General features: G+C 66.2%; 19 protein-coding genes. 9 read left to right on the top strand and 10 right to left on the bottom strand.

The window, feature by feature from the left end:
• Positions 1-21 precede the first annotated feature (21 nt).
• Positions 22-1980 carry an OPT family oligopeptide transporter gene (locus NNJEOMEG_RS10755; protein WP_173084262.1) on the top strand — a complete coding sequence of 653 codons (1959 nt, stop codon included), beginning with the start codon at positions 22-24 and terminating at the stop codon, positions 1978-1980.
• 981 nt (positions 1981-2961) lie between these two features.
• On the opposite strand, the gene NNJEOMEG_RS10750 is transcribed toward NNJEOMEG_RS10755, so the two are convergent.
• The gene (locus tag NNJEOMEG_RS10750; RefSeq protein WP_173084260.1) at positions 2962-3405 is read right to left on the bottom strand and encodes a hypothetical protein; all 444 of its coding nucleotides are present in this window, start codon (positions 3403-3405) and stop codon (positions 2962-2964) included.
• A 177-nt stretch (positions 3406-3582) separates the two neighbouring features.
• Positions 3583-5724, bottom strand: coding sequence for an ABC transporter substrate-binding protein (locus NNJEOMEG_RS10745; RefSeq protein ID WP_173084258.1), 2142 nt, complete (start codon positions 5722-5724; stop codon positions 3583-3585).
• 503 nt (positions 5725-6227) lie between these two features.
• Here NNJEOMEG_RS10745 and rpoZ point away from each other — a divergent pair.
• The 3 genes from rpoZ to moaC are packed head-to-tail and all read left to right on the top strand — an operon-like array spanning position 6228 to position 8068.
• The gene (rpoZ, locus tag NNJEOMEG_RS10740) at positions 6228-6452 is read left to right on the top strand and encodes a DNA-directed RNA polymerase subunit omega (protein ID WP_173084256.1); all 225 of its coding nucleotides are present in this window, start codon (positions 6228-6230) and stop codon (positions 6450-6452) included.
• A gap of 6 nt (positions 6453-6458) precedes the next feature.
• Positions 6459-7577: a molecular chaperone DnaJ gene (dnaJ, locus tag NNJEOMEG_RS10735; RefSeq protein ID WP_173084254.1), complete on the top strand. Its 1119-nt coding sequence runs from the start codon at positions 6459-6461 to the stop codon at positions 7575-7577.
• Positions 7577-8068: a cyclic pyranopterin monophosphate synthase MoaC gene (moaC, locus tag NNJEOMEG_RS10730; RefSeq protein WP_173084252.1), complete on the top strand. Its 492-nt coding sequence runs from the start codon at positions 7577-7579 to the stop codon at positions 8066-8068. The genes dnaJ and moaC overlap by 1 nt, the downstream gene beginning before the upstream one ends.
• Here moaC and NNJEOMEG_RS10725 read toward each other — a convergent pair.
• Complete coding sequence (locus tag NNJEOMEG_RS10725; RefSeq protein WP_173084250.1) at positions 8046-9266, bottom strand: YhjD/YihY/BrkB family envelope integrity protein; 1221 nt, start codon at positions 9264-9266, stop codon at positions 8046-8048. The two genes, moaC and NNJEOMEG_RS10725, sit on opposite strands and share 23 nt — an antisense overlap.
• Positions 9267-9440: 174 nt before the next feature.
• Here NNJEOMEG_RS10725 and NNJEOMEG_RS10720 point away from each other — a divergent pair, with 174 nt between their 5' ends.
• On the top strand, positions 9441-10784 hold the full coding sequence (locus NNJEOMEG_RS10720; RefSeq protein WP_173084249.1) for a TrpB-like pyridoxal phosphate-dependent enzyme: 1344 nt from the start codon (positions 9441-9443) through the stop codon (positions 10782-10784).
• 201 nt (positions 10785-10985) lie between these two features.
• Here the strand turns inward: NNJEOMEG_RS10720 and NNJEOMEG_RS10715 are convergent, their stop codons facing one another.
• The 5 genes from NNJEOMEG_RS10715 to NNJEOMEG_RS10695 all read right to left on the bottom strand — a co-directional run bounded on the left by NNJEOMEG_RS10715 (position 10986) and on the right by NNJEOMEG_RS10695 (position 15616).
• Complete coding sequence (locus NNJEOMEG_RS10715) at positions 10986-11696, bottom strand: TerC family protein (protein ID WP_173084247.1); 711 nt, start codon at positions 11694-11696, stop codon at positions 10986-10988.
• Positions 11697-11948: 252 nt separating this feature from the next.
• Entirely contained in the window at positions 11949-12689 is a 741-nt protein-coding gene (locus tag NNJEOMEG_RS10710) for an amino acid ABC transporter ATP-binding protein (RefSeq protein WP_173084245.1), read from the bottom strand.
• Positions 12676-13470 carry an amino acid ABC transporter permease gene (locus tag NNJEOMEG_RS10705; RefSeq protein ID WP_173084243.1) on the bottom strand — a complete coding sequence of 265 codons (795 nt, stop codon included), beginning with the start codon at positions 13468-13470 and terminating at the stop codon, positions 12676-12678. Before NNJEOMEG_RS10705 ends, NNJEOMEG_RS10710 begins: the two co-directional genes overlap by 14 nt.
• 53 nt (positions 13471-13523) lie before the next feature.
• Positions 13524-14261 carry a basic amino acid ABC transporter substrate-binding protein gene (locus tag NNJEOMEG_RS10700; RefSeq protein WP_173084241.1) on the bottom strand — a complete coding sequence of 246 codons (738 nt, stop codon included), beginning with the start codon at positions 14259-14261 and terminating at the stop codon, positions 13524-13526.
• A gap of 137 nt (positions 14262-14398) precedes the next feature.
• The gene (locus NNJEOMEG_RS10695; RefSeq protein ID WP_235956930.1) at positions 14399-15616 is read right to left on the bottom strand and encodes an aminotransferase class I/II-fold pyridoxal phosphate-dependent enzyme; all 1218 of its coding nucleotides are present in this window, start codon (positions 15614-15616) and stop codon (positions 14399-14401) included.
• A 155-nt stretch (positions 15617-15771) separates the two neighbouring features.
• Here NNJEOMEG_RS10695 and NNJEOMEG_RS10690 point away from each other — a divergent pair, with 155 nt between their 5' ends.
• Entirely contained in the window at positions 15772-16749 is a 978-nt protein-coding gene (locus NNJEOMEG_RS10690; RefSeq protein WP_173084239.1) for a polysaccharide deacetylase family protein, read from the top strand.
• Positions 16750-16862: 113 nt separating this feature from the next.
• Here the strand turns inward: NNJEOMEG_RS10690 and NNJEOMEG_RS10685 are convergent, their stop codons facing one another.
• On the bottom strand, positions 16863-17567 hold the full coding sequence (locus NNJEOMEG_RS10685) for a Smr/MutS family protein (RefSeq protein ID WP_173084237.1): 705 nt from the start codon (positions 17565-17567) through the stop codon (positions 16863-16865).
• Positions 17568-17834: 267 nt separating this feature from the next.
• Between NNJEOMEG_RS10685 and NNJEOMEG_RS10680 the strand changes: the two genes are divergently transcribed.
• The 3 genes from NNJEOMEG_RS10680 (at position 17835) to clpB (ending at position 22127) form a co-directional block, all read left to right on the top strand.
• The gene (locus NNJEOMEG_RS10680) at positions 17835-18827 is read left to right on the top strand and encodes a DnaJ C-terminal domain-containing protein (protein ID WP_173084235.1); all 993 of its coding nucleotides are present in this window, start codon (positions 17835-17837) and stop codon (positions 18825-18827) included.
• A 13-nt stretch (positions 18828-18840) separates the two neighbouring features.
• Complete coding sequence (locus NNJEOMEG_RS10675; protein WP_173084233.1) at positions 18841-19158, top strand: chaperone modulator CbpM; 318 nt, start codon at positions 18841-18843, stop codon at positions 19156-19158.
• Positions 19159-19523: 365 nt separating this feature from the next.
• Positions 19524-22127: an ATP-dependent chaperone ClpB gene (gene clpB, locus NNJEOMEG_RS10670; RefSeq protein ID WP_173084231.1), complete on the top strand. Its 2604-nt coding sequence runs from the start codon at positions 19524-19526 to the stop codon at positions 22125-22127.
• A gap of 288 nt (positions 22128-22415) precedes the next feature.
• Here clpB and NNJEOMEG_RS10665 read toward each other — a convergent pair whose 3' ends face one another.
• The gene (locus NNJEOMEG_RS10665) at positions 22416-23138 is read right to left on the bottom strand and encodes an HD-GYP domain-containing protein (protein ID WP_173084229.1); all 723 of its coding nucleotides are present in this window, start codon (positions 23136-23138) and stop codon (positions 22416-22418) included.
• Positions 23139-23286: the final 148 nt, after the last annotated feature.

Here is a 23286-nt window from a genome sequence, read left to right as displayed (position 1 = left end):
GTCCAGGACCGGTGACTGACCATGTACGACGACAAAGAACTCAAGGAATACCGGGACCTCCTGGAAACCCCCGCCCATTTCGAGGAGGGGTTCGACTGGAAGACCATCGCCGGGGCCATCTTCATCGGCTTCCTGATGATGCCCGGCTCCATGTACTTGAACCTGGTGATCGGCGCGGGCATCGGCCCCGCCGCCCGCTGGGTGACCATCATCCTCTTCGCGGAAGTGGCCAAGCGCGCCTATTCCGACCTCAAACAGCAGGAGGTGTTCCTGCTCTACTACATGGCTGGGGCGGCCATGCATTCGCCGTTCTCGGGCCTGTTGTGGAACCAGTACCTTGTGCAGTCCGACGCGGCCAAGATGCTTGGGCTCACGGAGTTCATCCCTTCGTGGGTGGCCCCGGGGCTGGGGTCGGAATCGCTCACGGAGCGCACCTTCCTGCACCGCGACTGGCTCACGCCCATCCTCTTGCTCATCGGCTCCCAGATCGTGCAGCGCGTGGACCACTTCGGCCTGGGCTACGCCCTCTACCGCATCACTTCCGACGTGGAGAAGCTGCCCTTCCCCATGGCCCCCGTGGGGGCGCTTGGCACCATGGCCCTGGCCGAGTCCGCCGAGGAGCGCAAGACCGGCTGGAAGTGGCGCGTGTTCTCCATCGGCGGGGTGATCGGGATACTCTTCGGCAGCGTCTACGTGCTCTTTCCCGTGGTTTCGGGGCTCATTTTCACCGAGCCCGTGCGCCTGATCCCCATCCCCTGGATCGACCTGACCCGGCACACCGAAGGCGTCATGCCCGCCGTGGCCACGGGGCTCCAATTGGACTTGGGCCTGGTGTTCACCGGCATGGTGCTGCCGTTCTGGGCGGTGATCGGCGGTCTGGTGGGGCAGCTCATCACCTTCGTGGCCAACCCCATATTGCATGAGCACGGCATCCTGCACCGCTGGCACCCGGGCATGGGCACCGTGGACACGGTGTTCGCCAACAACTTCGACTTCTACCTGAGCTTCGGCCTGGGCCTGGGGCTGGCCATCGGGGTCATCGGCATCTGGCAGGTGGCCAAGAGCTTCCGCAAAGGGCCCGGCGGCGGGGTGGACTACCGCCAGGTGTTCAAGAGCCATCCCGAGCGGGGCGACATCAACTTCTGGGTGTCCGTGGCCATCTACGTGGCTTCCACGGCCTGCTACGTGGCCCTGTGCCTCTGGCTGGTGCCGGATTTCCCCTGGATATTCTTCGTGCTCTACGGCTTCGTCTACACGCCGGTGATCTCCTACATCACGGCGCGCATGGAGGGCATCGCGGGCCAGTTCGTGAGCCTGCCCCTGGTGCGCGAGGCCAGCTTCATCGCCGGGGCCAGGTTTTTCGGGTACCACGGCATCGAGATCTGGTACGCGCCCATCCCCATCCACAACTACGGCAAGGCCACCGTTGACTTTCGCGAGATCGAGCTGACGGGCACCAGCCTGCGCGGTGTGATCAAGGCCGAGATCGTGGTCTTCCCCGTGGTGATGATCGCCAGCCTGCTGTTCTCCCAGTTCATCTGGCAGCTGGCCCCCATCCCCTCCACGGCCTACCCCTACGCCCAGGAGCTGTGGCATCTCCAGGCGCTCAACAGCCTGCTCATGCAGACCTCCACCCTGGAGGGCAACTCGCTCTTCTTCCAGGCCCTCAACGGGCACTACCTGGGCGCGGGCCTTGGCCTGGGCCTGGTGACCTACGCGGCGCTCAACGCCCTGGGGCTGCCGGTGCTCCTGGTGTACGGCGTGGTGCGCGGCCTGGGCCAGCACATCCCCCACGGGCTGGTGCTGGAGGTGATCGGGGCCTTCCTGGGCCGCTGGTACTTCCACAAGAAGTACGGGGCCATGTGGCGGCAATACGCCCCGGTGCTCCTGGCGGGGTTCTCCTGCGGCATGGGCCTGACGGGCATGTTCGCCATGGGGCTCACGCTGATACTCAAGAGCCTGGGCAAGCTGGCGTACTGAGGGTAAACTATCGTAAAAATTATAGCAGTTGTAATTTGATGTTGCTGATTTGGTTTTGACCTGTCCTGACGTCACTCGGGGTTGCAGAAAGTGTGACAGAGTATTTGTCGTTGTTTTCGAATCTTAATTTTGGGTGGTTGTCTCCTGTGATTGTTAGTCCAAGCCTTTCGAGTGATCTTTTCATTTTCTCTGTTATAGATCGATATTCCGGGAATATTTTGCGCAATTCTTCGAGAATCAACCTTCTTTGTCCTCCTTCTTTGTTTGAGTCAACTATTTCAGAAAGAATGTCTTTGCGTCGGCTACCGTTCTTAAGATTCTCAATCGTTTGCTTAAGTGTATCGAGAATTATATCTTTGGCTTCGTCGGGATAGAGATCTGCTCCTGGTCCCCGTTGGATTATGGATACCCCAGTCTGTGGGGTGATAGATTGCTCAAGGGCGAGATTGCGACGCTCAAGGATGTCGTTCTGCTTCTCAAGGCTTTTTATCTTCTCTTTTAGTTCTTTGTTCTCGGAGTCGAATGCAGAGATGTATTGGTCAATGGAGGACGTTTTTTCTGATTTTAGTTTGTCAATTTTGTTTTTTGTGAGGCACTCTTGTAGGTGAAGCCAAGTGTTTTCTTGTGGTATGGCTTGAATATTGAGTATGTCTCTTAGCTTGTTGAAGATGTACCGCTCTCTTTTTTGTGGGCTGCTATAGAGTTGTTCTGGTAGGATTTTGTATCCCCCGCTATGGCCTCGGAAGTGGATGCCGATAGCACCGCCATAAGGGTTTTCAGAATTAGTTTTGGTTTTTAATGTGAATGAAAAGCGCTTGTCGGGTTCGACGAGGATGTGTGCAATTCCATGAAGGAGTTGTGCTGTCTTGATCGGGTCAGTCTGGCATTGTCCATAGTCATTTCGACTTATGTAGATGCATGGAAGCCTGTGTTCTGATGTTCCATTGATTATCTTTGCTGCGATGTCGATGTCGTGGTCTGTTAGAAACCGAGGTTGTGGGAGGCACTGCCAGCCATTATCAATTGCCGATCCAAATTTTCCAGGAGCATTTTGATTAGATAAGGTTTTTTTGCGTCTGGTTTTTGAAATTGGGGGGAATGCGATTCTGAATATACTCGAATTGAAATATTGTGTGCGGTGTTGCGTTTATTGCTGACAATTTCACTGCGCCAGATGTTGCCGTCATCGTCAAATGTACAATACTTTACTCCAACCAGGTCGTATTCGTCGGCAATTATTCTTTCCGAAGTGAACTCTTCCTGTGGTGTTGTGATAGAGTATCCGTGTTCTTCGTGTTTGTGTTCTTCTAGTTCACGCTTTAGTTTTGAGTGAGGGCTTCCAGCGATCCATTCGTTGCACACCATAAGTACTTGGTGGTTAGATGTCTCGTTCGGTAGTTGGACTAGTGCGTTGAACTGCAGCATGGTGACTCCTTGTCCTGGGGTTTGTTCTGGATTTGCCGCATGCTATGCCGATCAATATGGCTTCTTGAAGATATGTTCAGGTGGCGCTGAAATGTTTTTATATATATGCATCTGCGTATGTGCCGTGATGTAGTTCAGCTGTGACATCCTGGGGATTGGCACACGGCCGGACCGCCCTCAGGCCAGCGGCAGCCGAATGATGAAGCGCGAGCCGCGCCCGGGGTCGGACTCCACCTCGATGGTTCCGTTGTGGTTGTTGGTGATGATGAAGTAGGAGAGCGAGAGCCCCAGGCCCGTTCCCTCGCCCACGCCCTTGGTGGTGAAGAAGGGCTCGAACACCTTGCGGCGCACGTCTTCCGTCATGCCCGGGCCGTTGTCCTCGATCTCCACGCGCGCCATATCGCCGTCGCGCCGCGCGCGCAGGACGATCTCCGGATCGCCCTGCCCGGCCATGGCGTGGGCCGCGTTGGCCATGAGGTTCATGAACACCTGCTGGATCTGCGTGCGGTTGCCCAGAGCCGGGGGCAGGTGCGCCTCGTACTCGCGCAGGATGCGCACGCCCTTGAAATCGTACTTGTTCTGATGGTCGAAGTCCGTTGAGCAAAGCTCCACCGCCTTGTCCAGCACCGCCGGCAGCGAGAGCGGCGACAGGGAGACGTCTCCGGCCCGGCTGAACTCCAGCATGCTCCCAACGATCTGGGCTGCGCGCAAAGCCGAATCGCGCATGGCCTGCACCATGAAAAGGATGTCGCGCGCGGTGAGGAAGCTGCGCACGGCCTCCATCTCGCAACCGGCGGCCATGGCGGCCTGGCGGTTCACCTCCGAGTCCCTGGTGAGCCGCGAGAGCACCACCTGGGCGCTCTGGATGATGCCGCCCAGGGGATTGTTGATCTCGTGGGCCATGCCGGCGGCCAGCCCGCCCAGGCTCATCATTTTTTCGGTCTGGATGAGCATCTCCATCATGCGCCTGCGCTCGGAGACCTCCTGGAAGATGAGCGCCAGGGCTTCAGGCCCGGTATGGAAAAGATGCACGTCGTAGAGCCCCCTGAAAAGCCCCTCGTCGGACCGGGTCTCCACGGAACGCTGTGAGGTCTCGACCGCCGTCGCATCCGTCGCTTCCAGGTCCGGGAAGGTCTCGGCAAGGGCGCGTCCCAGGTACTCGCGGTGGGGCCTGGCCGTGAGGCGGTCTGCGGCCGGGTTGCCGCCGGTGAGGCGGTAGAGGCCGTCGTCCCCCTTGCGGAAGAAGAGCATGCCCACGGGGGAGGATTCCACGATGCTGCGGAAGGTCTCCTCGCTGGCCGCCAGGGCCTCGGTGCGCTCGCGCACCTGCCGTGCGAGGCGCTTGCCGAAGCGCCACTGGGCGATGCCGAACCCGGCGGCCAGGAGCACCGCCCCGGCCAGGACGCTCAGGACGTTGCGGAAGATGCGCTGCTCGCGGCGCGCGGCCTCCTCGATGATGTCGGAGAAGAAAAAACCTTCCAGGCTGTAGTTCCGCGGCATCATGCCGAGCCTCACGTACACGTCGGCGATGTGTCTCCAGCGCTCCGGGTTCATGTGCCCGATGGCCACGAACTCGGGCTTGATGAGCTCGTCCATGACCCGCGCCTCGTAGAGCAGGGCGTCCAGGCTCTTGCGCGGGGTGTATTTGGCCAGGATCAGTCGGGCGATTTCCTCCCGGTTTTCCATGGCGTAGCGCCAGCCGCGCTGCACGCCGCGCAGGAAGGCCTCCACGAGCCGTGGGTCTTCGCGCACTTTGGCTTCGGTGGCCACCAGGCAGTCGCCGTAGAAGTCGATGCCGTAGCTGCGGGGGTTGATCACCCCGGGCTCCACGCCGCGCAGGAGCATCTGGTAGGGCTCGTTGGTCAGGTAGGCGGTCTGGGCGTCCACCTTTCCCATGATGAGGTCGTCGATGCTCCAGTTGTGGGGCATGATGGTGAGGGAATCCAGCGTCACGTGCTCGTTGGAGAGCATGGCCAGGCACTCGGGGTCGGTGAGCTGGGTGAACATGACGCGCTTGCCGCGCAGATCCTGCGGGGTGAGGATGCCCGAGTCGCGCCGGGTGAGCAGCACGGTGGGCGAATGCTGGAAGATGGCGGCCAGGGCCACCAGGGGCGCGCCCAACTGGCGCTGGATGACGATGGAGGGCGCGTCCACGGCGAAATCGGCCTGACCGTCCAGAATCACCTGGGAGGGGGTTACGCCGGGATTGCCCTCGACGAGCTCCACGGCCAGGCCTTCGTCGCGGAAGAAGCCTTTCTCGATAGCCGCATAGTAGCCCGCGAACTGGAACTGGTGGCGCCATTTCAGCTGCAGGCGCACGGTTTCCAGGCCATGCGAGGATGGCGTCGGCCCGGCCGCCGCGACCGACGCGAGAAGCAACGCGCAAACCAACGCCAGAACCTGCAAGGCGAGAGCCTTGCGGGGGGGGCAGAGCGGCTTGGGGGGCCGGGAGAAGAGGGGAGGGGGGCCGGGATGCTCCTGCATGACTCCCGAGTGAAGCGATCCGTGGGATGATCGCCGGCTTGTGGCGCCTTGGGTTGGAGTTGGCCGCGCGGGACGCCATGCGCGGGTTATCTATTCGTTGGCCGGTTTTGCCTATGTTGTCAATGCGCGACATGGGGTCGCTCCGACGGGTCAAGGCCAGCGCGATGCCGCCGGATGGGCTCGAATCCTTGACCGCGCCGCAAGGATCGACTAAAAAATTCTGTTCCGTCAGTGTTGCGCTCTCCTTCGTTGAGCCCTTGACGGATCGCATATCCTGATTATTCATCAAATCGAGCCGTTTGGGCGCACGACGCCCCGGCATCATCCAAGAGGACGCCATGGCCCGCATCACCGTCGAAGACTGCCTCGAAAAGTGCAACAACCGCTTCATGATCGTGCAGATGGCCATCAAGAGGGTCAAGCAGTACCGCGAGGGCTACGACCCCCTGGTGGAATGCCGCAACAAGGAGATCGTCACCTCCCTGCGCGAGATCGCGGGAGAGAAGGTTCTCCCTGCCGAATCCATCGAGGAAGCGGGCATCTACGTCGAACCCAAGCTGTAAGCACCCATGACCAAGGCCGATTATTACGAGATCCTCGGCGTCCCGCGCGACGCCGGGGAGGACGCCATCAAGAAGGCCTACCGCCAGCTGGCCTTCAAGTTCCATCCCGACCGCAACCCCGGCGACGCCGAGGCGGAATCCAAGTTCAAGGAAGCCGCCGAGGCCTACGAGGTGCTGCGCGACCCCCAGAAGCGCGCCCGCTACGACCGCTTCGGCCACCAGGGACTGGGGGACACGGGCTTCGGAGGCTTTTCCAACCCCGAAGACATCTTCAGCACCTTCTCCGACATCTTCGGGGAATTCTTCGGGTTCAGCCAGGGCGCACGCGGGCGCGGTCCGCGCCCCCAGGCCGGGAACGACCTGCGATACGATCTGCGCGTCGCCTTCCGCGACGCGGCCAAGGGCATGGAGGCCGCCCTTAAAATCCCCCGCAACGTGCCCTGCCACGAATGCGAGGGCTCCGGAGCGGCCCCCGGCACCCGGCCCGAAACCTGCCGCCAGTGCGGCGGCGCGGGACAGGTGCACCAGAGCCAGGGCTTCTTCCGCATCGCCGTCACCTGCCCGGTCTGCCGGGGCGAGGGCGTTGTGGTCCCCAACCCCTGCCCGCGCTGCAAGGGCAAGGGCGCGCTCCCAGACGTGCGCGAACTCAAGGTGCGCATCCCCGCCGGAGTGGACGACGGCTCGCGCCTGCGCCTGCGCGGTGAGGGCGAACCCGGACAGCACGGCGGCCCCCCGGGCGACCTCTACGTGATCATCCACGTGGAGGAGGACAAGACCTTCCGCCGGCAGGGGCAGGATCTCGTCTACTCCCTGGAGATCGGCATGGTCCAGGCGGCCCTGGGCGAGAAGGTCCAGGTGCCCACCCTCGACGGCGAGGAGACCATGGAGATCCCCAAGGGCACTCAGTCCGGAGAGGTGTTCTCCCTGCGCGGCAAGGGCCTGCCACATCCCGGGCGCTCCGGCCACGGCGACCTGCTGGTGGAGGTGATTGTCACCACGCCCAAGTCGCTCTCCAAAAAGCAGGAGGAGCTCCTTCGCGAGTTCCTGCGCGCCGAGGAAGACAAGCCCATGAAAAAGGTGAAGAACTTCTTCAAGAAGGCCAAGGACGCGGCCATGGGGTCCTGATGGATTCCCCGCGCCTCACCCATCTGGACGAAAAGGGCCAGGCACGCATGGTGGACGTGGGCGGCAAGACGCCCACCACCCGCGTGGCCGTGGCCGAGGCCCTGGTGCGCCTGGCCCCAGCCACCTTCGCCCTGCTGGCAGAGGGCGGGCTGCCCAAGGGCGACGCCCTGGCCACCGCCCGCATCGCCGGGATCATGGCCGCCAAACGGACCCCGGACCTCATCCCCCTGTGCCACCCCCTGGGTCTGGACGCCGTGGACGTGCGCCTGGAGCTGGACGAGGCCGCCTCCTCCGTGCGCATCGAGGCCGAGGCGCGCCTCAACGCCAAGACCGGCGTGGAGATGGAGGCCCTCACGGCCGCCAGCGTGGCCGCCCTGACCCTCTACGACATGTGCAAGGCCGTGCAGAAGGACATCGTCATCGAGCGCGTGCGCCTGCTCTACAAGGCGGGCGGCAAAAGCGGCGAGTTCAGGGCGCCCCGGACGCCGTAAGCGCCTCGCGCAGCGACCTTTCGTCCGTTTCGGGGCTTGGCCTGTCCGGCCCCGGCAGGCCCTGAGGGCCTTCTCCGTCCTCCCGCGCCCAGGCCCAGGCCATGGCCACCTCCGCCACCGTGATCCTGTCCGGCGCGCCCGCCAGGGCGTAGCCCGCATCGCCCCCGGGCGCTTCGGCGCGCAGGGCCATCCCGGACCGGGTCAGGCGTTCCAGCTCCTCCTCGGCGAACTTCACCGGCACGCCCAGCACCCTGGCGGCCTCGCCTGCCGTCAGCGGTCCCGAGCGGTCCTCGGCGCGTGCGGCCAGCATCAGGGCCAGGGCCACGGCCTGCTCGCGCCGCTCGGCCACGGACCAGCCGCGCGCTTCGTCCTCCCCGGCCACGCGCACGAAGTTCTGCGCCGCGTTGGCGATCTCGGCCCCGGCCAGCACGATGAGCCAGCTCACGTAGAGCCACACCAGCAGCAGAGGGATCTGGGCGAAGCTCCCGTAGATGGCGTTGTAGCCCGTCACGCCGATCTGGTAGCGGATGTACAGGGCCTGGCAGGACTGCCAGGCCACTCCGGCGGCCAGCGCCCCGGCCAGGGCCGCCAGGGGCCGCACGCGGACGTTGGGCAGGAAGGTGTAGACCACGAAGAGGGCCACGCTCACCATGGCCATGGGCAGGGCCGTGAGGGCCAGGGAGAGCGCCTGGTTCACCAGCTCGATCTCGCGCATCCACTGCACGATGGCCGCGTTCTGGAGCGTGGCCGAAAGGCTGAAGGCCGCCAGCAGGAAGATGGGGCACACCAGGATCACCGTGACGTGGTTGGAGAAGCGGCCCCACAGCCCCTTGCGCTCCGGCGCGTGCCAAATGATGTTGAAGGCCGACTCCATGGACGAGATGAGCCCCACCGACGTGACGAAGAGCGTGGCCACGCCGATGAACCCCAGGGCCTTCACGTTGGTGTTCTGGATGTAGCCCAGCACCGCGTCCACAACGTCGCCCTTCTCGGCCGTGAGGCGCATGAGGGCCTCGCGCAGGTAGGGGGCCTCGTAGATGCCGAAGCCCTTGGCCACGGAAAAGGCCACGGCCAGCAGGGGCACCAGCGAGAGCACCGTGGTGTAGGAGAGCGAGGCCGCCAGCAAAAGCCCCCGGTTGCGCAGGAATGAGGCGGCCACGAAACGCAGCCAGGCGATGATCAGGGGCGTCTTGAACATGAGCGGTCGTTGCTCCTGGCAATGGATAGCGCAATGGACCGCGCTTGGCGACGGGATTTCCCTGCCCCGCCGCGCCCGTCGCGGCTTGACAGGCTTCCCTTCGGGCGGCTAGCCATTGCGCCACGTCGGAAACCCCTTGTATCGCCACAACGCCAGCCAAAGGAAGGCCTTTCGATGGAGTCCAAGATCATCCTGCCCGAACGGGACATGCCCCGCCAGTGGTACAACGCCCTGCCCGACCTGCCCACCCCCCTGGCCCCGCCCCTGGAGCCCGGCTCCGGCAAGCCCGTCACCCCGGACATGCTGGCCCCCATCTTCCCGCAGGCCGTCATCGAGCAGGAGATGAGCCCCGAGGCGCGCATCGACATCCCCGAGCCGGTGCTGGACATCTACCGCCTCTTCAGGCCCACCCCCCTGGTGCGCGCCCACAGGCTGGAGAAGGCCCTGGGCGTGAAGTGCAAGATCTTCTACAAGGACGAGTCGCGCTCCCCGGCGGGCTCCCACAAGCCCAACACCGCCATCCCCCAGGCCTACTACAACGCCCGCGAGGGCGTGAAGCGCCTGGCCACAGAGACCGGCGCCGGCCAGTGGGGCACGGCGCTCTCCTTCGCCTGCAAGATGTTCGGCCTGCAGTGCACGGTCTACATGGTCAAGGTGAGCTACAACCAGAAACCCTACCGGCGCATTCTCATCAACTCCTACGGGGCCGAGGTGTTCCCCTCGCCCTCGGACAAGACCCAGACCGGCCGCGACATCCTGGCCAAGGACCCGGACTGCCAGGGCTCCCTGGGCCTGGCCATCTCCGAGGCCGTGGAGGACGCCGCCACCCACGAGGACACCAAGTACGCCCTGGGCAGCGTGCTCAACCACGTGGTGCTCCACCAGACCATCGTGGGCCTGGAGACCGAGAAGCAGCTGGCCATGGCGGGCGAGAAGCCCGATTTCCTGGTGGGCTGCGTTGGCGGCGGCAGCAACTTCGGCGGCCTGGTGCTGCCCTTCCTGCCGCGCAAGCTCTCGGGCGAGAAGATCCGCTTCATCGCCGCCGAGCCCAAGGCCTGCCCCACCCTGACCAGGGGCCAGTTCCGCTACGACTACGGCGACGTGGCGAGGCTCACGCCGCTGCTCAAGATGCACACCCTGGGGCACGCCTACATGCCCGCGCCCATCCACGCGGGCGGCCTGCGCTACCACGGCGACGCGCCCATCGTGTGCAACCTGGCCGCCGAAGGCATCGTGGAGGCCCGCTCCTACTTCCAGAACGACTGCTTCGAGGCCGCGCGCCTGTTCCAGGCCACAGAGGGCTTCCTGCCCGCGCCGGAGACCTCCCACGCCATCAAGGCCGCCATCGACGTGGCCCGCGAGGCCGAGCCCGGCCAGAACGTGGTGTTCCTCTTCTCCGGCCACGGCCTGCTGGACCTGGCCTCCTACGACGCCTACATGCAGGGCAACCTGGTGGACTTCGAGCACTCCCAGGAGGACATCGACGAGTCCCTCAAGGCCTGCCCGACGTTCGACTAGAGTGGAGCAGGAACGAGAAACAGAGCGAGGCCGCCGGAGCGATCCGGCGGCCTTTCGCGTGCGGGAAATTTGTCGCGGGAGAAGCCCCCGGCGGGCGAAGGGCTTCGCCCTCCGCACTCCCGAGCCGCATCGCGTCGGCGGAAGGCACGGTGCGGGGCGCGGCCGGGCGGGAACCCCCAGGGAGCAGCTTCCGTTGGGCCGTCAGTCTTCCCTGGGCCGCGTGCGCATGTTCAAAAGCTCCACGCCCAGGGAGAAGGCCATGGCGAAGTAGATGTAGCCCCGGTCGATGTGCTTGCCCAGGCCCTCGGCCATGAGGAACACGCCGATGAGGATCAGAAACGAGAGCGCAAGCATCTGGATGGTGGGGTGGCGCTTCACGAAGTGGCTCACCGGGTCGGCGAAGACCATCATCACGATCACGGCCGCCACCACGGCCGCCACCATCACCACGATCTCGCCGGACATGCCCACGGCGGTGATCACCGAATCCAGCGAGAAGATGATGTCCAGGATGGCGATCTGGGTCACGGCCGAGGCGTAGGAGAGGGCCTTTTTCGGGGCGGAGTCCTCGTCGTGGGCGTGGTGCTCGAACTTTTCGTGGATCTCGAAGGTGGACTTGGCGATCAGGAACAATCCGCCCGCCAGGAGAATCAGGTCGCGCCCGGAAAACTCGGTGCCCAGCACGGCGAAGAGCGGCGCCGTGAGGCGCATCACCCAGGTGATGGAGAGCAGGAGCAGGATGCGCGTGCCCATGGCCAGCAGCAGGCCGATGCGACGCGCGCGGGACTGCTGTTCCGCGGGCAGGCGATTGGAGATGATGGCGATGAAGACGATGTTGTCGATGCCCAGCACGATCTCCAGGGCGGAGAGCGTCAGGAAGGCGATGATGTTGGCGGCGGAGAAGAGTTCCATGGTGCGGGTGGTTGGGGTTCAGGTCAGGATTGCCGGTTTGTAACGATCCGGACGGCCGGGCGCAAGGGGAGAGGCGGGGGCGTCGGGACCGGTGCATGGTTCCGTGGGAAGTCACGGAATCCGTCTTCGGCGAGCGGGGGATAGGGGAGGGTCGGCAGGAGTGGGACAGGCCGGGGAACTGCGTGGCCGCGCGGAAAGGCGGGCGCGAACGGGGCGGCGCGCTCCCCGAAGGGAGCGCGCCGCCGGCGCGGTCTAGAGAATCTGTTCCAGGAACTTCTGGGCGCGGGGGTGTTTGGCGCTCTCGAAGAACTCCTCCGGGGGGCCTTCGTCGATGATGCGTCCGTGGTCCATGAACACGATGCGGTCGGCGGCCTGACGGGCGAAGCCCATTTCGTGGGTCACCACCACCATGGTCATGCCTTCGCGGGCCAGGTCCAGCATGACGGCGAGCACCTCGCCGATCATTTCGGGGTCCAGGGCGGAGGTGGGCTCGTCGAAGAGCATGATCTTGGGGTTCATGGCCAGCGCGCGGGCGATGGCCACGCGCTGCTGCTGGCCGCCCGAGAGCATGGCGGGGTACACCCCGGCCTTCTCCTTGATGCCCACCTTGTCCAGCAGGGCCAGGGCCTTGGCCCGCGCCTCTTCCTGGGGCACGCCGCGCAGTTTCACGGGGGCCAGGGTCACGTTGTCCAGCACGGTGTAGTGCGGGAAGAGGTTGAAGGACTGGAACACCATGCCCACGTCCATGCGCACGCGGTTGATGTCCACGGCGGCGTCGGAGAGGTTGTGGCCGTCCACCACGATGCGCCCGGCGTCGATCTCCTCCAGGCGGTTGATGGCGCGCAGGAGCGTGGACTTTCCCGAGCCCGAGGGGCCGATGATGACCACCTTCTCGCCCGGACGGACCGTAAGGCTCACGTTGTCCAGGGCCTTGAGCTTGCCGAAGAACTTGCCCGCGCCCGTGACGGTGATGATGGGCTCAGCGTTTGACATAGAAGGAGAGCCTCTCTTCAAGCATGGACACCATTTTGGACAGGATCAGGGTGATGATCAGGTACACCAGGGCCACCACGGTGTAGGTCTCGAAATAGAGGAACGATTCCGAGGCGAACTCTCGTCCGCGGCGCAGGAGGTCGGCCACGGCGAGAATGGAGACCAGCGAGGTGTCCTTGAGCAGCATGATGAATTCGTTGCCCACGGGCGGCAGGATGATGCGCATGGCCTGGGGCAGGATGACGTAGCGCATGGTCTGGGCGCGCGAGAAGCCCAGGGAGCGGGCGGCTTCGGTCTGGCCCTTGTCGATGGCCAGGATGCCCGCGCGGAAGATCTCTCCCAGGTAGGCCCCGTAGCACACGGCCATGGCGATGACGGCGGCCACCATGTCGGGCACGCGCACGAAGCGCCCCAGGGCGTAATAGATGTAGAAAAGCTGCACCAGGAGAGGGATGCCGCGCACGATCTCCACATAGGTGGAGGCCACCAGGTTGATCCATTTGTTGCGCGAGACGCGTCCCAGGCCCGTGAGCAGGCCCAGCAACAGGGCCAGCACGATGGAGAAGACCGTCACCTGGAAGGTGACGAGCACTCCGTCCGGGATGAACTTGATCAGGCGCATGTACGCGCCCTTTTCCACGAAGACCAGCCAGGCCAGCGTTCCGGTGGAGAGGACCAGGGAGAGCCACCACGCCGAGACAAGCCCCTTGTCGGACTTGCGGGGGATGGCCGGGCCGTCGTGCTGCTCGATGACGGGTACGTTCTGCTGTGGGCTTTGCATGGGAAAATAAGAAGGGGAGGGCTCTGGTCCCTCCCCTTCGGGAATTTACAGGTCTACTGGCCGATCCACTTCTTGATGAGTTCCTTCTCGATGCCCTTGGCCTTCACGGCCTCGATGCCCTTGTTGATGAGGGCCAGGTTCTCCTTGTCGCCCTTCTTGAGGGCGATGCCGTAGAACTCGTCCTCGCCGGACTCGATGATGGCGGCGATCTTGAGCTTGCCCTTGTACTTGTCGTTCTGCAGGGCGTACTGGGCGGCGACGGGGTCGTCGCAGACCACGCCGTCGATGCGGCCGTTGAAGAGGTCTTCGATGGCCAAGCCCACTTCGTCGTAGGACTTGTCCTTCACGCCTTCGGCCTTCTTCACGGCGAAGTGGCCGGTGGTGGAGATCTGGGCGCCCAGGGTCTTGCCCTTCATGTCGGCCAGGGTCTTGGCCTTGGAGTCGGCGGGGACCACCAGGGCCTGGCGCACCTTGAAGTAGGGGGTGCTGAAGTCCATGGTGCCCTTGCGCTCTTCGGTGATGGACACGGAGGAGCAGATGGCGTCGTACTTGCCGGCGGCCAGGCCAGCGAAGATGCCGTCCCAGGCCACGGCCTTGAAGTCGGCGGTGAACCCGGCTTCCTTGCCCGCGGCTTTCATGTAGTCGATGGCGAAGCCGGTGATCTGTTTGTCGGGTCCCACGAACTCCATGGGGGGCCAGGTGGCGTCGGTGGCGAACACGATGGTCTTGGCCCAGACGGACTGGGCGGAGAACAGGGCGATCAGGGCGGCCAGTACGACGATTTTGCGCATTGCTTTCTCCGTGGTTGAAACGTTGGCTGCGTCGCGGACCTTTTCCAGGCTGGCCGCGCACGGTCGCGTGAGCGTCACGGGACCGGAAAGTTTTGTCAAAATCCAGGAAAAATTCAAGCCTATTCCGACGAAAAGCGTCAACTCGCGCAGGCCCGGCCGGAGGCCAGCCAGGGCTCAAGGGCCGCCAGTCCGGCGGCGAACCCGGCGCGCCCGAAGCCCACGCGGAAGTGGGCCTTCCAGGCCTCGCCGTAGAGCGCCCCGGGCAGCAGGAGCACCCCCGTCGCGGCCAGGGCCGCCTCGCAGAAGGGGCGTGCGTCCGCGCCCGAGGCCAGGCGCGGGAAGGCGATGGGGCCGCCGGAGGGCTCCACCCAGTGCAGCAGGTCCTTGCGGCGCTCCATGAAGCCCCGCAGCAGCTCCAGGTTGCCCAGGGTGACGGCCCGCGTGCGTTCGAGCACCTGTTCGCGGCGGCGCAGGGCCAGGCAGGCCAGGAACTCGCCGGGGGCCGTGCCGCAGATGGTGGTGTAGTCCTTCACGCGGGCCATCTCCGCCAGGAGCCCCCGGTCGCGGCAGGCTGCCCAGCCCACGCGCAGCCCGGCCAGCCCGAAGGATTTGCTCATCACGCCCAGCGACACAGCCCGCTCGTAGAGTTCGCAGGCGGGCTGGGCCGTCTCGCCCGGGCCGTATTCAAGGAAACGGTACACTTCGTCGGAGAAGAGCCAGCAGCCCCGGCGGGCGGCGATCCGCGCCACGCGCTCCAAGCCTGACCTGTCCAGGCGGGCGCCCGTGGGGTTGTGCGGGAAGTTGAGCACCACGGCCCGGGTGCGTTCGCCCATCAGGGATTCCAGTTCGTCCGGGTCCGGGAGCCAGCCGTTCTCCTCCCGGGCGGTCCAGGGGATCACCCGGCAGCCGCGAGAGGCCGCCACCTGGAAGAGCGACTGGTAGCACGGCACGTGCACCACCACCTCGTCCCCCGGCTCCAGCAGGGCCGTCGCGAAGGTGAACACCGCTTCCTGCGCGCCTACGTGCACGAGCACGTCCTCGGGCGCGAGGCCCCCGTGGAGCCCGGCGATCAGGGCTCGCAGCTCCGGATGCCCGGCCGATTCCGAGTAGCCCAGGGGCAGGCGCTCCAGGGCCTCCCGGCCGCCCGGCTCCAGGTCCAGGAGCTGGCCCACGGTCAGGGCTTCGCAGTCGGAGACGCACAGCAGGTGCGGGGCGGAGAATTCGTGCTCGGCGAAGTAGCGTTCCAGCAGGAAGGGAGGCAGGTTCACGAGCGGTCCTTTCTCGATGCGGCGTGGCCGGTTGGTGGGGGCGCGGTGCGCTCCGGGAGGCCTGTCGGCGCGTGCGCGAAGGGCCATCCATAGCGCCGGGGGCGGCGCGAGGCAACGGGTGTGCCGCTCCAGGCGGTTCGCGGACGCTTGGCGTCCCCACGCGGCCGGGCTTGCCCCCGGCTGACGGCGGGAGTAGAGCGGGGTGGCCCGGTGCGCCGGGCTTCGCCCGATCCGGAGGCTCCATGCGTTGCGTCTTGTTGTTCCTTTGCCTCTTCGCGTTTGCCCAGACGGCGGACGCGCAGCAGCTCTGGACGCCCGCCGAACTGGCCGCTCGCCCCGGCGAGGAGCGCGCAGGCCGCCTGGGAACGCCGGACCCCACCGGCCCGGCCCGGAGCGAACCGCGCCTCGCCCTCCCGCCGCTGCCCCAGAACCTGCGGGGCTCCATTCGCCGCGTGGACACGGGGGGCGAGAAGCTCGTGGCCCTCACCTTCGACCTCTGCGAACTCTCCGACCAGCGCGCGGGCTACGACGGGGCACTGGTGGACGTCCTTCGCGCCCACGGCGCGGCGGCCACGTTCTTTCTCTCGGGGCGGTGGATGCGCTCCCACCCGGAACGGACCCTGCAGCTCATGGCCGATCCCCGCTTCGAGATCGGCAGCCACGCCTGGACCCACGGCAACTTCGCGGTGCTCTCCAGGGAGCGCATGCGCGAACAGCTGGACTGGACCCAGGCCCAGTACGAGCAGGCCCGGGATGAGCTGGAGGCCCTGGCCGCGGCCAAGGGGATGCCCGAGGCGGCAGCCGCCGCGCCGAAGTCCATCCGGGTGTTCCGCTTCCCCTACGGGCGCTGCAGGCCCGAGGCATTGGAAATGCTGGCCGGGATGGGGCTCGCCGCAGTGCAGTGGGACGTGAACACCATGGACGCGGGCAAGCGCGCGCCCGAGGCCATCGCCCGGGACGTGCTGCGCCTGGCGCGGCCCGGGTCCATCGTGCTGGCCCACGGCAACGGCAACGGCCACGGCACGGCCAAGGCCCTGGAGTCCATCCTGCCGGAACTCAAGGCCAGGGGCTACCGCTTCGTGACGGTGAGCGACCTGCTGGCCTCGGGACGGGCCGTGACCAGCCATGAGTGCTTCGACTCACGCAGCGGCGACACGGCGCTCTACGACGCGATCTTCGGCGAGGGCGTTACGCATCCGCGCAGGGGCAGGCGGGAGTAGAGGGAGCGTCTCGCCGGGCAGTCGCCGGGCCACGCCTTACGGTCTGCCGTCTGGCTCGGGCGGGGCTGGCGATCCCCGCCATCGGGCGGTCGGTCAGGCGGTTCGGGGAGGTCCTACTCCCCCCACCAGTTGTCCCACTTGATCTTGCCCTCGGTCTTCTTGCGCTGCCGGAGCATCACGTAGAGCGCCCCGGCCCCGCCGTGGCGCGCCTGGGCCGTGCAGAAGGCCAGCACCACCCGCTTGAGGGGGTCTCGCGTGAGCCAGCTTTTGAGCTCCTGCTTGAGCACCGGCATGCCGCCCGGGGAGTTCATGCCCCGGCCGGGGATGAGCAGGATGGTGCGCCTGCCCTTGAAATAGGCGTCGCGCATGAAGTGCAGCAGGCCCTCGTAAGCCTGGTCGGCGTTGAGGCCGTGCAGGTCCAGGTGGGCTTCGGGGCTGTAATGGCCCGCTTTGAGCTGGCGGAAGAGCTTCTGGTCCATGCCCTTGACGAAGCCCTGCACGTACTCGTCGGTGAACTCCAGTTCGAATTCCACCTTGCCCGAGACAAGGTCGGCCAATTTCGCGCGCACCTCGGCGTCGGGGTCCGTCGGCGGCGGGGGAACGGTGGGGCGCACGCGCGCGACCACCTGGCGGCCGGTGGCCTCCGCGCCCATGCGGTTCACCCCGGCCATGGCCTGGGCGAAGAGGTCGCCGTCGTCGGCCGGGGGCTCGGCCGCGGGCGCGGGTTTGGGCGGCGGGGGCGGCTTGGGCTTGTCCTTCTTCTTGAGCTTGAGGCTTTTGAGCGCCCCGAAGGGATTGTTGAATTCGTCCTTTGGCATGGGGGCGTGCTAGCCCGACTGGCCTCGGATTGCAACGTCGACCGTGCCCAGGGGGCAAGGCCGCCCGAACCGGGCTGGCTCCGCGCGGCGGCCCCCCTTGCGGAGCGCCGGTCCCCGGGCTCCCGCCGCGCGGGGTCTGTTCCGTCCGCGCGCGTTTGGTGTATAGGGAAATCGGTCGAAGCGCCCGGGGCGTCCTTGACGGAATCCAGGGGCGCATTATTATGTAAACTTGCAGCCGGGCAACGCCTTCGATCAAAGGACAATTACGTGGAATACAAAGACTACTACAAGCTCCTGGGCGTCACCAAGTCGGCCTCCCAGGAGGAGATTTCCAAGGCCTTCAAAAAGCTTGCCCGCACGTGCCATCCCGATCTCAACCCGGGCGACTGCACGGCCGAGGGCAAGTTCAAGGACATCAACGAGGCCTACGAGGTGCTGCGCGACCCCGAGAAGCGCAAGCTCTACGACCAGCTCGGCCCCAACTGGCAGCACGGCCAGAACTTCCAGCCGCCCCCGGGCTACGAGAACATGCGCTTCCACTTCGGTGGCGCGGGCGGCCCCGGCGGGCAGCAGTTCGACATGGGCGGCTTCTCGGACTTTTTCCAGACCATCTTCGGCGCGTCCGGGGGCATGGGCGGGTTCGGAGGCCAAAGTTTCGGAGGCCAGGGCTTCGGCGGTCAGGGGCAGCGCCGCCCCTCCCGGGGCCAGGACGCCGAGGCCGCGCTGGAGCTTACCCTTGAGGAGGCCTACCACGGCGGCTCCAAGGCCATCACGCTCCAGGAGGAGGCCTACGGCCCGGACGGCAGGCCCTACCTCAAGCCCAAGACGCTCTCCGTGAACATCCCGGCCGGAGTGCGCGACGGCGCGAAGATCCGCCTGGCGGGCCAGGGCAATTCCGGCTTCGGGGGCGGCCCGGCGGGGGATTTGTACCTCAGGGTGATGATCCGCCCACACTCGCGCTTCAAGCTCGAGGACGTGAACGTGGTGGTGGACGTGCCGCTGGCTCCCTGGGAGGCCGCGCTGGGGGCCACGGTGCGGGTGCCCACCCTGGACGGCGAGGTGGACATGACCATTCCGCCGGGCATCGGCTCGGGGCGCAAGATGCGCCTGCGCGGCAAGGGCCTGCTGGGCAAGGCCGGGCGGGGCGACCAGTTCGTGCGCGTGATGGTGCAGACGCCCAAGAACCTCACCGAGCCGCAGCGCGCGCTCTGGGAGGAGCTGGCAAGGATTTCGGATTTCAACCCGCGCGAGCAGCATTGATCGGGAGGCAGCCATGACCGGCGTGACCATCGTGTACGGAAGCGGCCTGCCCGCCAAGTCGAGCCTGATCGCCTGGGCGCAGTTCCTGGAGCTGACGGGGCTGCATCCCTCGTTCGTGGGGGAGCTGATCGAACTGGGGTGGCTCGCGCCCCAGCGTACGGAGGGCAGCGCCTACCTGTTCCGCCAGCGCGACGTGTACCGGGTGAAGAAGCTCTCGCGGCTGTGCGCCGATCTGGAGATCAACCCCGTGGGCGGGTCCATCATCGTGGACCTGCTGGAACGCATCGAGGGGCTGGAAAAGCGCGTGCGGGATCTGGAGCGCCTGGTCTGACGCAGGGCCGGGCTCCGGTTCGACGTCTTGTGGCGGCTCGGGGTCAGCCTCCCTGCCCCGCGCGCGGGCAGGTCCCGGTTGTATCGACGGATCGGGTCGGGGACGGCCCCTGAAATTAGTATGCAAGTCCATTTCCAGCATTGGCTCTAGAAACATTCCGGTGCTTCCGGGTTCCGTCTCCGGGCGCGGCCACGAAGCGGCGGATCCAACCTCGCGAAGCAATTGCCGGGTCCAGGGGGAGGCACTCCCCCTGGCGGGTGCAGGGCGGAGCCCTGCCGGGGTCCGGGGCGGAGCCCCGGGATGCCTGGACGGAGCCCTGGCCGCCGGGGCGAGCGACACATCAAACGACTCCCCAAGGAGACACCATGGATATCAACAAGTTCACGCAGAAATCCCAGGAGGCGCTGAGCCAGGCCCAGGCCGTGGCTGTGCGCCTGGGGCATCAGCAGATCGACGCCGGGCACCTGATGCTGGCGCTCGCCCAGCAGGAGCAGGGCCTGGTGCCGCGCCTGCTGGAGCGCGCGGGCTATGACGTGCGGGCCTTCGAGCGCGCCCTGGAGGAGGCCCTGGGCCGTCAGCCCCGGGTGTCCGGGCCGGGCGCGCAGCCGGGCCAGGTCAACGTGACGCAGCGCGTCAACGAGGTGCTGGTGGGGGCCTCGGAGCTGGCCAAGTCCATGAAGGACGACTACGTCTCCGTGGAGCACCTGTTCCTCACGCTCCTGGGCGAGCCGCCCTCCACGCCGCTGGGCAAGGTGTTCGCGCAGTTCGGGCTCACCAAGGAGAAGATCCTTTCCGTGCTTACCGACGTGCGCGGCACGCAGCGCGTCACCTCGGCCAACCCCGAGGAGACCTACGAGGCCCTGAAGAAGTACGGGCGCGACCTGGTGGAAGAGGCCCAGAAGGGCAAGCTCGACCCAGTGATCGGGCGCGACGAGGAGGTGCGCCGGGTCATACGCATCCTCTCGCGGCGCACCAAGAACAACCCCGTGCTCATCGGCGAGGCGGGCGTGGGCAAGACGGCCATCGTGGAGGGGCTGGCCCAGCGCATCGTCAAGAAGGACGTGCCCGAGGGCCTGAAGGAAAAGACCCTCTTCGCCCTGGACATGGGCGCGCTGATCGCCGGGGCCAAGTACCGGGGCGAATTCGAGGAGCGCCTGAAGGCCGTGCTCAAGGAGGTGCAGTCCAGCGAGGGGCGGATCATCCTCTTCATCGACGAGCTGCACACCATCGTGGGCGCGGGCAAGGCCGAGGGGGCCATGGACGCGGGCAACCTGCTCAAGCCCATGCTGGCCCGGGGCGAGCTGCACTGCATCGGGGCCACCACCATCGACGAGTACCGCAAGTACATCGAGAAGGACCCCGCCCTGGAGCGCCGCTTCCAGCCCGTGCTGGTGGACGAGCCCACCCTGGAGGACACGGTGTCCATCCTGCGCGGCCTGCGCGAGCGCTTCGAGGTGCACCACGGCGTGCGCATCGCGGATGCGGCCCTGGTGGAGGCCGCCGTGCTCTCCACCCGCTACCTGCCGGACCGCCAGCTGCCCGACAAGGCCATCGACCTCATCGACGAGGCCGCGGCCATGATCCGCACGGAGATCGACTCCCTGCCTTCTGAACTGGACGCCATCAACCGGCGCATCATGCAGCTGGAGATCGAGCAGGCGGCGCTCACCCGCGAGACCGACAAGGCCTCCAAGGAGCGCCTGGAGAAGCTGCGCGAGGAGCTGGCGGGCCTGAAGGAAGAGCAGACGGTGCTGCTCACCCAGTGGGACCGCGAGAAGCAGGCCATCGAGGGGCTGCGCCACATCAAGGAAGAGATCGAGCGCACCAAGCTGGAAATGGAAAAGGCCGAGCGCGAATACGACATGAACAAGGCCGCCCAGCTCAAATACGGCACGCTGAACCAGCTGGAGAACGACCTGGCCCGGCGCGAGGCCGAGATCGAGACGGCCTCGGGCGGGCAGCGGCTGCTGCGCGAGGAAGTGGGCCCAGACGACGTGGCCCAGGTGATCGCGCGCTGGACGGGCATCCCGGTGTCCAAGCTCCTGGAGACCGAGCGCGAGAAGCTCCTGCGCCTGCCCGAGGAGCTGCACCGGCGCGTGGTGGGCCAGGACCAGGCCGTGGAGGCCGTGGCCGACGCGGTGCTGCGCGCGCGGGCGGGGCTCAAGGACCCCAGGCGTCCCATCGGCTCGTTCATCTTCCTGGGCCCCACGGGCGTGGGCAAGACCGAGCTGTGCAAGACCCTGGCCCAGTCGCTCTTCGACACCGAGGACAACATCGTGCGCCTGGACATGAGCGAATACATGGAGAAGCACGCCGTGTCGCGGCTCATCGGCGCGCCCCCGGGCTACGTGGGCTACGACGAGGGCGGCCAGCTCACCGAGGCCGTGCGCCGCAAGCCCTACTCGGTGGTGCTCTTCGACGAGATCGAGAAGGCCCACCCGGACGTGTTCAACACGCTGCTTCAGATCCTGGACGACGGCAGGCTCACGGACAGCCAGGGCAAGACGGTTGATTTCAAGAACACCATCGTGATCATGACCTCCAACCTGGGCTCCCAACACATGCTGGACGGCATCCAGGGCGACGGCCAGTTCCGGCCGGGAACCGAGGAACGCGTGCTGGAGACCCTGCGCGGCCACTTCCGCCCAGAGTTTTTGAACCGCGTGGACGAGGTGGTGCTCTTCAAGCCGCTGCTCAAGGAGCAGATCGGGCAGATCGTGGAGCTGATGATGGGCGGCCTGCGCGCGCGGCTGGCCGAGCGCAAGATCAGCCTCGAGCTCTCGGACCGGGCCAAGGATTACATCGCCGACGCGGCCTATGATCCGGTCTACGGAGCGCGCCCGCTGCGCCGCTACATCCAGGCGCACATCGAGACGCCCCTGGCCAAGCGGATCATCGGCGGCGAGGTGTCGGACGGGCAGAGCGTCTCCGTGGACGCCTCGGAGGACGGACTGAACTTCGGAGGCTGAAAGGCCTCCCGGACTGGATAGGCGAAAGGCCGCTCCCGGCGACGGGGGCGGCCTTTTTGCCCTGGCGCTCCAGGCCGGAGCGGCCTTGCCGCGACTGCCCGGCGCCCGCGAACCCGCACCGCTGAAGATCCTGGCGGTCGGCGCGGTCCAGCCCGCGCGCGGACGGATCAGGCCGGGTTGCCCTTGCGATGGCTCGAAGGCCCCCCGGCTTCCCTGCGCGGAGGGATCAGACGGAGGAGGAGCGGCAGAACGACGCACGGCCGGAAGGACTCCCCCCGCACGGAGGGATCAGACGGCCACCGCGGCCGGTGTCGGCGCTGCCTGCTCCTCCCGGGTGGGCTCCGCTTCGCGGGGGGCCGTCCCGGAGTGGCGGGCCACCGCCTCGGCCACGGCCCCCGCGTGGCCGAAGAGGCTGCGGCAGAGTTCCGGGTCGTAGCGCGTGCCCCGGTGGCGCTCGATCTCCGCCAGGGCCTCATCCAGCGTGAGGGCGGGGCGGTAGACGCGATGTTCCAACATGGCGGCCATGCTGTCGGCCACGGCCAGGATGCGGCCGCCCAAGGGGATATCCGCGCCGGAGAGTCCGCGCGGATAGCCGGAGCCGTCGAAACTCTCGTGGTGGCAGAGCACCAGTTCGGCCACGCCGTTTCGCTTGGCGAAGAGTTCGATGGGCGCAAGAATTTCCGCGCCGATGGCTGGATGGCGGCGCACGGCCTCCCATTCGGAGGCGTCTAGGCGTCCCCGCTTGAAGAGGATGGCGTCCGGGATTCCGATCTTGCCGATGTCGTGCAGGTGTCCGGCGATGTGCACCACGCCGGTCTGCTTGCTGGAGAGGCCGTGGGCCAGGGCCAGGACGGAGGCCAGGTCGGCCGTGAGGGCGGAGTGGTCGAAGAGGCGCTTGTCCTTGGCGTCCACGGCCTTGCCGAGCACGGTGGCCAACTGGTGGACGGTGGCGGCCATCTGGCCGTAGCGGTAGGACCCCGACGCCAGCTCTTTGAGGCAACGAATCTCCATGAGTGGCTCCTGTTGGGAGGGTATCTACCGAGTTTGAATTTCAAAATCAACTTGTTCGCTCGCGATACCGGGAAGATGCGTCGTGGGCAGGACGCCGGAAGATGGATCGGGGGAGGGGCTGGCTTCGCTTCGCGCAAGGCACGACCGG

This window comes from Fundidesulfovibrio magnetotacticus, from assembly GCF_013019105.1.
GTDB lineage: Bacteria > Desulfobacterota > Desulfovibrionia > Desulfovibrionales > Desulfovibrionaceae > Fundidesulfovibrio > Fundidesulfovibrio magnetotacticus.
Note: the sequence above shows the minus strand (reverse complement) of the source record. Positions and strands in the feature narration are given on the sequence as shown.